Origin of the sequence: Sinorhizobium medicae (assembly GCF_007827695.1) — a bacterium.
Taxonomy (GTDB): Bacteria; Pseudomonadota; Alphaproteobacteria; order Rhizobiales; family Rhizobiaceae; genus Sinorhizobium; species Sinorhizobium medicae.
Genome location: NZ_VITA01000035.1, coordinates 18317 through 29306 on the forward strand (window position 1 = coordinate 18317; position 10990 = coordinate 29306).

At 58.1% G+C, this 10990-nt stretch carries 7 protein-coding genes and 6 pseudogenes; 8 read left to right on the forward strand and 5 right to left on the reverse strand.

Annotation, left to right across the window (positions count from 1 at the left end; all coding sequences use genetic code 11):
• Positions 1–37 precede the first annotated feature (37 nt).
• The 6 genes and pseudogenes from nifE to syrA all read left to right on the forward strand — a co-directional run bounded on the left by nifE (position 38) and on the right by syrA (position 4736).
• Positions 38–1465, forward strand: a complete 1428-nt coding sequence (gene nifE, locus FB009_RS30745; protein ID WP_011970915.1) for a nitrogenase iron-molybdenum cofactor biosynthesis protein NifE — start codon at positions 38–40, stop codon at positions 1463–1465.
• A 486-nt stretch (positions 1466–1951) separates the two neighbouring features.
• Positions 1952–2449: a nitrogen fixation protein NifX gene (gene nifX, locus FB009_RS30750; RefSeq protein ID WP_011970914.1), complete on the forward strand. Its 498-nt coding sequence runs from the start codon at positions 1952–1954 to the stop codon at positions 2447–2449.
• A gap of 473 nt (positions 2450–2922) precedes the next feature.
• Positions 2923–3126 carry a CCE_0567 family metalloprotein gene (locus FB009_RS30755; protein WP_011970913.1) on the forward strand — a complete coding sequence of 68 codons (204 nt, stop codon included), beginning with the start codon at positions 2923–2925 and terminating at the stop codon, positions 3124–3126.
• The gene (fdxB, locus tag FB009_RS30760; RefSeq protein WP_011970912.1) at positions 3123–3440 is read left to right on the forward strand and encodes a ferredoxin III, nif-specific; all 318 of its coding nucleotides are present in this window, start codon (positions 3123–3125) and stop codon (positions 3438–3440) included. The genes FB009_RS30755 and fdxB overlap by 4 nt, the downstream gene beginning before the upstream one ends.
• A gap of 142 nt (positions 3441–3582) precedes the next feature.
• Positions 3583–3855: pseudogene (locus tag FB009_RS30765) on the forward strand (SRPBCC family protein); the annotation flags it as partial.
• A gap of 635 nt (positions 3856–4490) precedes the next feature.
• Positions 4491–4736 carry an exopolysaccharide biosynthesis transcriptional regulator SyrA gene (gene syrA, locus FB009_RS30775; RefSeq protein ID WP_011970911.1) on the forward strand — a complete coding sequence of 82 codons (246 nt, stop codon included), beginning with the start codon at positions 4491–4493 and terminating at the stop codon, positions 4734–4736.
• Between the two features lie 603 nt (positions 4737–5339).
• Here syrA and FB009_RS34015 read toward each other — a convergent pair.
• The 3 genes and pseudogenes from FB009_RS34015 to FB009_RS30795 all read right to left on the reverse strand — a co-directional run.
• Positions 5340–5636, reverse strand: coding sequence for a transposase (locus FB009_RS34015; protein WP_408021745.1), 297 nt, complete (start codon positions 5634–5636; stop codon positions 5340–5342).
• 192 nt (positions 5637–5828) lie between these two features.
• Positions 5829–5984 (reverse strand): annotated as a pseudogene (locus tag FB009_RS30790) (ATP-binding protein); the annotation flags it as partial.
• 1 nt (position 5985) lies between these two features.
• Positions 5986–6120 (reverse strand): annotated as a pseudogene (locus tag FB009_RS30795) (transposase); the annotation flags it as partial.
• A 287-nt stretch (positions 6121–6407) separates the two neighbouring features.
• Between FB009_RS30795 and FB009_RS30800 the strand changes: the two are divergent.
• A pseudogene (locus FB009_RS30800) lies at positions 6408–7600 on the forward strand (IS110 family RNA-guided transposase).
• A 90-nt stretch (positions 7601–7690) separates the two neighbouring features.
• On the opposite strand, the pseudogene FB009_RS30805 reads toward FB009_RS30800, so the two are convergent.
• Both FB009_RS30805 and nodD3 read right to left on the reverse strand, forming a co-directional pair.
• Positions 7691–8671 (reverse strand): annotated as a pseudogene (locus FB009_RS30805) (IS256 family transposase); the annotation flags it as partial.
• A gap of 208 nt (positions 8672–8879) precedes the next feature.
• Entirely contained in the window at positions 8880–9821 is a 942-nt protein-coding gene (nodD3, locus tag FB009_RS30810; RefSeq protein WP_024312554.1) for a transcriptional regulator NodD3, read from the reverse strand.
• A gap of 881 nt (positions 9822–10702) precedes the next feature.
• Here nodD3 and FB009_RS30820 point away from each other — a divergent pair.
• A pseudogene (locus tag FB009_RS30820) lies at positions 10703–10895 on the forward strand (transposase); the annotation flags it as partial.
• Positions 10896–10990 lie beyond the last annotated feature (95 nt).

Below are 10990 nucleotides of genomic sequence, written 5' to 3' on the forward strand. Positions count from 1 at the left end.
AGCCGGCGGCCTTCTGATTGCCTCGGAGGCCAGCGCCATGCCCTCGCTCAGTGCTAAAAATCAGGCCTTCTTCAACGAACCTGCCTGCGAAAGAAACCGCAGCAAGGACTTTGAGGTGCGAAAGAAGGGTTGTTCGCAGCCGCCGATGCCGGGAGCGGCAGCCGGCGGCTGCGCATTTGACGGGGCAAAGGTGGCACTGCAGCCGATCACCAACGTCGCACATCTGATCCATGCACCGCTCGCCTGTGAGGGCAACTCCTGGGACAATCGCGGCACGGCTTCTTCGAGTCACATGCTGTGGCGCACAAGCTTTACCACTGATGTTACCGAATTAGACGTGGTGATGGGGCATAGCGAGCGAAAGCTCTTCAAAGCAATCCGCGAGATCAACGAGGCGTATGCCCCGGCGGCGGTCTTCGTCTATGCGACCTGCGTTACGGCACTGATTGGCGACGACATAGACGCGGTGTGCAGGCGTGCGGCGGAAAAGTTCGGCTTGCCGGTCGTGCCGGTCAATGCGCCGGGCTTCGTCGGCTCAAAGAACCTGGGCAACAAACTGGCGGGGGAAGCCTTGCTCGATCATGTCATCGGGACCGTAGAGCCCGATGATGCCCGGCCTAGCGACATCAATATCCTTGGCGAATTCAACCTCTCCGGTGAATTCTGGCAGGTAAGGCCGCTGTTGGACAAGCTTGGTGTCCGCGTCCGCGCCTGTATTCCAGGCGACTCGCGCTATCTCGATATTGCCACAGCGCACCGAGCACGCGCAGCTATGATGGTGTGCTCAACGGCGCTCATCAATCTCGCACGCAAGATGCAGGAGCGCTGGGACATTCCCTTTTTCGAGGGCTCTTTCTATGGCATCACCGACACTTCGGAAGCACTCAGGCAGATCGCTGGACTGCTTGTAAGGCAAGGGGCCGGTCCGGACCTAATCAGTCGCACCGAAGCACTGATTGTAGAAGAAGAGGCAAGGGCGTGGAGGAGACTTGAGGTCTATCGACCTCGGCTGCAAGGCAAGCGCGTGCTTCTCAATACCGGGGGGGTGAAATCCTGGTCCGTCGCACATGCGCTGATGGAGATCGGCATGGAAATCGTCGGTACGTCAATTAAGAAATCGACGGACAATGATAAGGAGCGTCTTAAGCAGATGCTCACGAACGATAGCCGTATGAGTGGGGCGGCGACGCCGCGCGAGCTTTACTCGGCTCTATCGGATCACAAGGCTGATATCATGCTGTCGGGCGGACGCACGCAATTTATAGCGCTCAAGGCAAAAATGCCCTGGCTCGATATCAACCAGGAGCGCCAGCACTCCTACGCCGGCTACCACGGCGTAGTGGAACTCGCGCGCCAGATCGACCTATCAATGCACAACCCGACCTGGGCGCAGGTGCGCGAACCGGCGCCATGGGAGATGGCTCCTGCGCGAGGAGATGGAGGAGGAAGCGCTACTGTGATTTAGCTTGGCGGCAAGATCCCCCGCAACTTCGGTGAGCTTGTCGTCGCCTGAAGGAGGAAGGTCTGTGCCATATCGCCATCGACTTCATCCGTCCATATCGTAGGTCCGGAGAATCACATTTCAACGGTCCAGGAGGCACTAGAGTTTTTGTACATGACACTTGAGCAAGAAAAGGTGGCCAAGCTTCTGGGCGCGGCGGTATCTCCAGGCTGGACAGTCGCGGAAGCACTTGAAGCGATCTAGGAATTAAAGCGACGTGAACTACGCTAGCGACCGCCCATAAACGCCTGTTTTTCTGGATTGTTAGAGGTATTTTGCCCGCTGCGGCGTGTTTTCTGCTCCATTCATCCGGCTTCACTCTCTTCGACTGCCTCTCAGCCAAGCTGCAGCATAAATTAGGGGATGCACGATATGTTCTCCGAACTTTCCAACCTCATGCACTCCTCGCGCGACACCCACTAAATGCAGTCTGTAGTCGGGAATTGCCAAATGATCTCCATTCGTCGTCTCTCGCTCGTCAGCAATCAGTCCCAGAGAGAGATTTCGGACCGGCCGTTAGGCGCATTGCGCATTGCGATTGCTACTGAAGATATCAAAGGGCTGAACGCACATTTCGGGTCGGCCAAGCGTTTTGCCATCTACGACGTGACAGCTCACAAGTCGCAGTTCATGGAAGCCATCGAGTTCGATAACGCTTCGGACGAGAGCGGAAGGCATCGCACTGAAGGTGACGGCCGCATCCGGTCGAGGGTGTCCGCGTTGAAGGGCTGCCAGCTTTTATTTTGTCTCGCCATCGGGGGTCCTTCGGCCGCCAAGGTAATTTCCGCAAAGATTCATCCCATCAAAGCACAGCAGGCTGTCTCCATGAGCCAAGTATTGTCGAGCGTCCAGACAATGCTCCAGACGGCTCCTCCACCTTGGCTGCGTAAAATGTTGGCGGATGCAGGTGCAGCTAAAAAGAGAGCCGACTTTGAGGACGAGGACTGAATGATGAGGCGGTTACTGATCCCGCGTCTCGCCCCTGCCGCCAATGATAGCAAGGCCCTTTCCGATCCGCTCATCTGGCGGCCTCCTGGGCCGATCCATGCTCAGGATCCCTAAGCATCATCGAAGCGCAAGTGCGGTGCCGAGCTACTGGTCAACTTCCAGTCATGAAGAACAGCGCCGCGCCATCCCGGTAATCGAGGGTTCCTGATCCGGCCGGCTGTGGAGGGGCCGTCGACCGCTCTATCGAGGAGCGAAGATTCTAATGATCTCGCGGGCGGAGAGTTCCGCCACTGAGAGTTTAAGGCGAGTGCTATTTACGACCAAACGGCTCGTCGAGTGCTGAAGGCCCTATGTGACGTGCACCGATTCACCTTTAACACGCTCTGAAAGTCGGCCAAGGCAGTACGAAGCTGGTCAACGATGCGGTCGCAGTGCGCGAACTCATCCACATTTGGGATGAAGGGGGAAAGATCATGTCAGATCTTGAAGAACTGAGGAAACGGATGCGGAAACTGCAGTCGCGGGCCGGAACTGCAATGATGGAATTGCACGACCTCGCAGAGGATCTTCCAAGTAAGTGGACCGAAATCATGGCAGTCGCGGAAAAAGCGTTTCGCGCTTTTGCTGAGTTGGACGCTGTGAAAAGAGAACTTGCTGAGTCGGAGAATGCACAATGATAAGCTCATTCGTGACGCGCGACGGATCCAGATGGATGCCAAAATATCTATCCGCCATCGACGGTGCGACCTGCATCGGCTGCGGTCGCTGCTTTAAAGTCTGCTCGCGCGAGGTTATGCACCTTCACGGCATAGATGATGTAGGTGAAATTCTCGGCCCATTCGATGGCGAAGAGGACGATTTCGGTGGTGAGCTCAATCGTATGATCATGGTCGTCGACTTCCGTGGCCGTTGCATCGGCTGCGGAGCATGCGCCCGCGTCTGCCCCAGGGACTGCCAGACTCATGTCGCGGCTGACATACTTGCCGCGTGATCGGACAGAAGAACCGGTAGAACGGCGATGTCGTTCGGAACTCTCGAACCGATGGGCGTCCCTGTGCACCAACGGCCGAATTGCGTTGACGGTGATCCTTCTATGTCGACCCTGACTACCACCATTAGATTTGGAGCAAATCCATATCCTCGGCGATCACGCGATCCGCGCGCTGCCCGAATTGACTGAGGTTACGACCACGTGGCTCGTCAACAAGGATCCGGTCGAGGGTTGCTCGAGTATACAATCGAGGATCTCACGCATGTCTGGACGGAAACCAATGACCGGGCCCGGCAGATCGTCGAGGAAATTGCCTTTGGCATCCACTCTCCGGCCTATGAATCGGGCCCCATATTCGACTGAAGACGAGGGCGGCGTCATGCAATTCGGGGAGTGGTATTCGAACTTCATGCTGGAGCTCTTCAGGGTGGGCCGAAAACTCGTGCTTGTGACTATACACCGGGAGCATAACGGAATGTCGGCTTTGCATGAGGGGGGCGGGCCGATAGCCACTATCATTACACCGGAGGCGCATCGGCGAAAAGCATGACCGGTTCGTAGACGAGGAGTGACTGATGACATCGTTAAGTGTTCCGACCGGTGACCCCGATGACAGTGATGACGAACCATTCATCAACTGCATCGCCGTTGACCCGAGCTCAAGATTTCTGCGGATCGTGGAAGCGGGGAGGCCCCGCCGAGCTTATGAGCCAACTTTGCCGTGACGCCGCTCTGATCCCGCCGCCGGCGACCCCGAATCGATTCTGCTGTGGAGACGCAATATCTCTACGCGGAGGGCGGGCCTCCTAGCCAGGAGCGCGCAAGCCTTCTGGTATCCCTCCGATCGCGATCAGCCGTAGGACTCGGGCGAATGCTACTTACGCCCAAACGACTGTATGACGATTACCGGCTCAGCTTCAAATGAACCGTCGGAGATCCGCTAGATTATACCCGGGTCACGGCAGTTATCTAAAAATGTTGGATATTATTGCTCAGTTGGACGCTGCCGAGGTTGCCGCATGATCCGATGGCAAACCAAGGAGAACGTCATTGTCCTTCAGATTCGTTTGTCTAATCCTATGGCTGCTCCTGTGCGCCAGTTCTCTCGCAATCTACTTTGCCCTGCAGCCCTGCCCCGGCTTCATCGTTACGACGCTGGCTTGCTTGCTGCTCTTCCAACTAGCTTATTTCGGAAGCGTGCTCTTGCTGGTCTGTCTAGCTGCAATCGCGCAGTTATCCGCACGGCTGTGCATTTTCGGTATTTTCAGCGAGAACCGCAATCACAGCTCCAAGTAAAGGCTTCAATGTCGACAGATCTGCGCATCAGGAGGCCCCAGCACGGCGGAGTACCACTTCCACTCTGAACTGTCCGTCTCACAACTCGAACGTCAACTTACTGAGGAGGCGGGTGCAGGCGGCGTTTCACCAGTTCGAGTGGATGTCATTGGCGTTCCGCGGGTTCGCACCGACCAGCCGGTTATGCCTCCGGTGCGTAGCTCCGGCGACACCAGTCGGAAAGTCGGCGTGAAAGGCCTAGTCTATCTCGATGAATCATGTCCCAGGGAGTTCTCTAATCGCGGTTGTCAAGTTGATCGCCGAGGGCGTCACAGGTCAGGCTCATGGTTCTCTTCGAGGTCGGCACTTTGGCCGCCTCATCATGGCGTTGGATAGGCTCGGTCGACCAATGTGGTGTTCGCGGTTGCCTGTATCAGACAGCATCGCATTCCTGAGATCGGTCTTGACCGCGCCATCGTCCTGACCGGACGATCTCGCTGATCTCAGCTAATCATGGACATCACTGTAATGATGCCAGCCCGCCCGGCTCTTGCGATGACCAACGGAAAGGTTCACCGGATATCCACATTGCGTGAAGGATCACGGCCAGCTTTCGGGCTACAGCTATCTTAGCTTTTCGGTAGCCGCCACGCCGCGCGATGCGTAACCCCAGCTCTTCAAAGCGGAGAACCGAGGAATACGCGTCAGCAGCGCATTGGCTGCCTCATACAGGCTGCGTCGGAGAAAGTCGTCGCCCCGTTTCGAAACGCGCCCGGATCTCATCGTCTCACCGGAGGCACAGATGCGAGGTGTTAGACCAAGGTAGGCTCCGGCGCTGGACGATCGTTTGAATCGTGTCGGATCATCAATGGTTGCGGCGAAGCCGAGCGCAGTGATTACTCCCACACCAGGAACCGACATCAGCCGTCTGACGACATTGTTCTGGCGTGCTATCAAGCGAACCTTCGCCTCGAGATGACGGATCTGTGCCGATTCCGATGAAGCCGCCCGTTTGTTCCGAGATGATTGCGCCCCCGGTTTCCGGGATGATCTCGCCCCCTGTTTAGTGGGGTCTGCAGGCGATGATTGTTGTCAGTTCATTCAGGCGAGGTGTCAAGCTTTGCGCGGTAGATTTCGGCGCAGACTATCGCCGCTCAATTCGATGCGGTGGGCATTGTGGACCAACCTGTCGAGTATGGCATCGGCGTAGGTTGGGTCGCCAATGACGCCGTGCCATGCGGACACGGGAAGTTGGCTGGTAATGATCGTAACGCTGCACAGCCAATTCATCGTTCTGCTCGAGCAGGATGGCGCCGACGAGGCGGACGATGGCGTCATCATTGGGGAAGATGCCGACGACCTCGGTCCTGCGTTTGATTTCGCCATTGAGGCGCTCGATCGGGTTGTAACCGGTATAAGATCTGCGGTGCTGATGTTCGGCTGCGATTTTGTGGATCGTGGCGTATGGTGTGACCATCCGGGACAGAGGCACCGGGAGCACGAAGGTGCGGGCAGGCCGATGCATCCGATGAGCTGTGAGCTCGTGTTAGTAGCTGGCCGCCTCTGCGACTCGCCCGGTTGCGCCGAGAGCGCGGATCCGTAGTTGTCGTGTTGCCCGCCGCTCCCGTTGTTGAATCGACAGGAGGCGCTGATGCGACGCGTGATTGGGATTGATATCGAACGTTCGGCGAGCTGGTTTTCTGGGAAGACGTTCGGCTCCACCATGGTGGTCGTGTTGATATGACGCGAACGGCCTTGGAGGGTCTCGGCGAGACCCTCTCAGCAATAGACGAAGTCGTGATAGAGGCGACGGGCAACTGCATGGCGGTGTCTCGCGTGCTGTCGCCTTCGTGCGCAGAGTAGTGATTGCCAATCCGCTTCAGGTCAAGGCGACCGCACAGGCGCATGTGAAGACCGATAAGATCGATGCAGGCACCTTGGCCAACCTGTATGCCGCGAGCTATCTGCCGGAGATCTGGACGCCGGACGCCGCCACGGAGCGCATGCGGCGGTTGGAGGCGCGCCGCTACCAGGTTGTGCGGCATCGGACGCGGATCAAGAACGAGGTCCATTCCATCCTGCACGCCCACCTGATTCCGAAGTGCCCGCATGCCGATCTGTTCAACGGTAGAGGGCGGGACTGGCTTAAACGCCAGCCTGTGCCTGAGGATGAGCAGATTGCCATCGAGCGGTATGTACGCGAACTGGACCGGCTCGGTGAAGATCTTGCGGTCCTCGATCGGCAAATCGCCGAAAGCACGATGGATGATCCCGCGGTCAGGCGGCTGCTCACGATCACGGGCGTCAACTCCCCCGTGGCGACCGGGTTGCTGGCAGCCGTCGGCGATATCCGTCGCTTCAAGAGCCCCCAAAAGCTGGTCAGCTACGTCGGCCTCAATCCGCGAGTTCGCCAGTCCGGACTTGGCGCTGCTCATCACGGACGTATCAGCAAGATTGGCCGTAGCCATGCCCGCGCCATGCTCGTGGAGGCGGCATGGGCGGCGGCGAAAGCGCCGGGGCCGCTGCACGCCTTCTCCGTCCGGGTCATGGCCAGACGCGGCCATCAGGTCGCAGCCGTCGCCATAGCTCGCAAACTAACGGTTCTGGTCTGGCACATGTTGACCAAGGAGGCTGATTACCTCTGGGCTTGCCCAAGTCTCGTCGCACACAAAATGCGCGCGATGGAATTGCAGGCCGGGAAACCTCAGAAAAAGGGGAACAAGCCCGGCCCTGCCTACACCTACAACATCAAGAAACTGCGTGACCAGGAGATGCATCTCGCCGAGCAAGCACAAAGAAGCTACGAACGTTTCGTCGAGACCTGGCGTCCGCGCCCGCCAAATCAAAAGGTGCGCGGACGCCTCAATCCGACAAGGCTCGAATGAGGTGGCCCGGCGGCGCTTTCAGCCGATGCACCACGCTTCACCTCGAGGTCGTCCGCGCATCAGCAATTTACCACGTTTGGAAGGAGAGGACTTGTCGATCTTATCCGTCGAGTGCAGCTTGGCGCGGTGGTCCTTCGGGAAGGTCATGTGGGCGAGAACGTCTTCTTCGGCATCATCCATGATGACGGCGAGTTTGGGCACCTCCGGCCGGATCTGATCGGCAACGGCGCGCTGCAGCGCGCCATTGTGTGCTCGCGGCTTGCGGCGTCTCCTGGGCGAAGGCGGAGACGACCCGGCGGCCGCTCTTGTCGGCATGCGCCAGCACATTGCGGATGAAATGAACCCGGGCAACGTTGCCATGTCGCGCTGAGAACCTTGGTGACCGCTGCCTTCAGGCCTTCGTGGGCGTCGGAGACGACCGGCTTGACGCCTCTGAGGCCACGGCGGGTCAGCTTGCGTAGGAACTCGGTCCAGATCGGCTCGGCCTCGGAGGTGCCGACCTCCATGCCCAGCACCTCCCGGCGACCGTTGCTGTTGACACCGACGGCGATGATCACGGCGACGGAGACGATCCGGCCGCCGCGGCGGACCTTCAGGTAGGTGGCATCGATCCATAGATATGGCCAGTCGCCCTCGATCGGCGATTGAGGCAGGCCTTGACCTTGCCGTCGATCTCCTCGCACAGCCGGCTGACCTGGCTCTTGGAGTTGCCACTCATGCCCATGGCCTTGACCAGATCGTCGACCGAGCGGGTTGAGTTTCCCTGCACATAGGCTTCCTGGATGACTGCCGTCACCGCCTTCTCGGCCATGGGCCGCGGCTCCAGGAAGCCCGGAAAGTAAGAGCCCTTGCCTCAAGCTTCGGAATGCGCAGCTCGACGGTTCCGGCGCGCGTCTAGCCGTTGCGTTGGGCCGTCCGCAGCGGGTTCTTCTCGCCATAGCCGGCACCGGTGGCGGCGCCCACCTCCAGCTCCATCAGCCGCTCGGCGGCAAAACCGATCATCTCGCGCAGAAGATCGGCGTCGGGGGACTTCTCCACGAGCGCACGCAGGTTCATCATGTCGTCGGTCATCGGTGGTTCCTTCGAATCAGGTTGGTGTCAGAAACCCGACCCTACCGGAGAACATCGATGACCACCGTTCCGCCGCCCGCTCACTACGGCGCTGTTGAGGGCGCGCTCGCGAGCGGCTTCGCTACCGCCGAGCTACACCACCTGTGGGGACACGACCGCTCGATCTGCTGAAAAGAGCGAAGAGAAACAATGCCGCATCCGTCAATGTCTAACGCCCAAGACACCCTGCGGTCTCGCGCGGAGCAGCAATACGGGCGGCCTCATGCAAGAGAATTTCCCGCATCCAGATGCTTGCCTGATCCTTGTTGTGGAGAGCCGGCCACTGGACAGCCTCCGTGTACGAGAGGTGTGGCAGCGGATGCTTGACGATCCGCAAGGGTATGTTTTTCGCAAAGTGGTTGGCCAGCCGCAATGGGATAATGGCTATACGTTTGGTTCCCGAAAGCAGCGGCGGAATTAAATTGAAACCGGGCACGACGAGTTCGATACGTCTCTTGTATCCGTGCTCAAGTAATAACCATTGTTCGACGGAGGGTTTCAGCGCACGTCCGAACTGGGCTGCAACATGCCCCATCGACATATATCTCTCGAACGAGAGATCCCCTAGCAGCTGTTCGTTCTTGAGGCAGCCGACGGAAACCAGTGTCTGGTCAAACAGTTTAGCTTTGGGATGTACGCTCGACATGAACACGTCCGGGAAAATCAGAAAATCGACTTCACCGCGCCGGAGAAGCTCGTCGGGATTGTCGTCGGGAGGCAGCAACTCGAAGCTGACGCCGGGAGCCTCCCGAGCCACGCGCTCCACGACCTTCTCAAAGAATACGAGTGTCATGAAGTCGGAAAGAATGATCCTGAAACATCGATTCGATTGGGCTGGGTTGAACATGTCCCAGGAAATGATGGAGAACTGTATGTGCAGCAGGGCGTCCCGGATCGCAGGGGCGAGCGCCTCCGCACGCGGGGTTGTGATAAGTTCGCGGCCTTGCATCCTAAAAAGCTCGTCCTGGAAATAGGAGCGTAGGCGAGCGATGGCCGAGCTCATGGCCGGTTGACTGAGGTTGATGCTGCGTGCCGCTGCGGTAACGCTTCGTTTGGTCATCAGTGCATCGAGTGCGACGAGGAGATTTAGATCAAGACCTTTGAAACGCATGTCTTCGTTTGTATCCATAGTTGAAAGGTCACCATCCGACCAATCAGTAAAGGCGAACATTTCGCCGGACGTAGCCAGCACGGCAGGACAGCTCTGTTCAATGCACTCGATGCAAGACCAACTGGCGCTCGGACATGCTAGTCTCAGGCGTCAGGTACCGAAGGAACACATACGCTTGTCGGCCGACGGACGAATGCACACGACCTTCTGAAGAGCTGGCCGAGCTCAAGGCCGCCAAAACCCAGCGAAGCGTCACTTCGTTGCGTGGAGCATTCCTGACATTTACCTACGATCGCCTTCCACGTGCGAACGGAATTGTCGTGCGAGCGCGGTGGGCCGAGCGCATCTTCTGTGCGCCATTTCTTCAGTAAGGTGTGCCAGGCGGCCACCGGCTGCGAATCATCGATGAGTCAGCCCGAGCTGCCTCATGCAGATCCGCTTAGCCCTTTCCCTGTCGTTTAAAGGTCAGCAGCCTCTTGGGCATACCAGTCAGATGTCACTGGTGCGCACCACTCGAATTTCGATGGAGTGGCCGAGGACGAGGACGCCCCGGTCAACCTGTGCGCGGCGTTCGGAGCGAGACCATCTGCCGTGGCAGCGTCTTCTCTCCGGGACTTTCCTGAGTACATCAATGGAGTCGCTCCGATAGTCAGATAAAGGATGGCCATATTAGTGGCCACGGTCAGCTCACGCCATGCAAAGTGCGTATCCCATCATGCGCGCTGGGTATGGTCGAAAACTCATTGCCCCGAGATGCAAATCGACAGCATGGAAGAGGTGATCTGCCACGGGTAATTTTCTCAGGGCGGGGACCTTATCGGTAGCAACCGACGTGAGGCAATGCGGGGGTCAATTCCTCGATTCGCTTGACAGATTATTGCATGCTGAAGGAGCAGGAGGCCTTGCGAAGGTGGCTGAGCTCTGCCGCAAGCACGGAATTTCGGAAGCGACCTTTTACAACTGGAAAGTCAAACACGGCGGCATGGAGGTTTCCGAGGCGAAGCGCCTGAAGGCGCTCGAAGAGGAGATGCCAAGCTGAAGAAGATGCTGTCCAAGCAAATGCTGGGTGCCGCCTGATCTGAACCCTTCAAACTGGACCAGTTTTGGTTAGAGTTTTCCGGTGCATTTTCCTGGCTGGGAAAGGAACGGAAGACGATGAAGGTATCGCA

Coding starts and splice junctions, on each gene's coding strand:
- nifE (WP_011970915.1), top strand. CDS start 38: ATGCCCTCGCTCAGTGCTAAAAATCAGGCCTTCTTCAACGAACCTGCC.
- nifX (WP_011970914.1), top strand. CDS start 1,952: ATGATCTCCATTCGTCGTCTCTCGCTCGTCAGCAATCAGTCCCAGAGA.
- FB009_RS30755 (WP_011970913.1), top strand. CDS start 2,923: ATGTCAGATCTTGAAGAACTGAGGAAACGGATGCGGAAACTGCAGTCG.
- fdxB (WP_011970912.1), top strand. CDS start 3,123: ATGATAAGCTCATTCGTGACGCGCGACGGATCCAGATGGATGCCAAAA.
- FB009_RS34015 (WP_408021745.1), bottom strand. CDS start 5,636: ATGTCGGTTCCTGGTGTGGGAGTAATCACTGCGCTCGGCTTCGCCGCA.
- nodD3 (WP_024312554.1), bottom strand. CDS start 9,821: ATGCGTTTCAAAGGTCTTGATCTAAATCTCCTCGTCGCACTCGATGCA.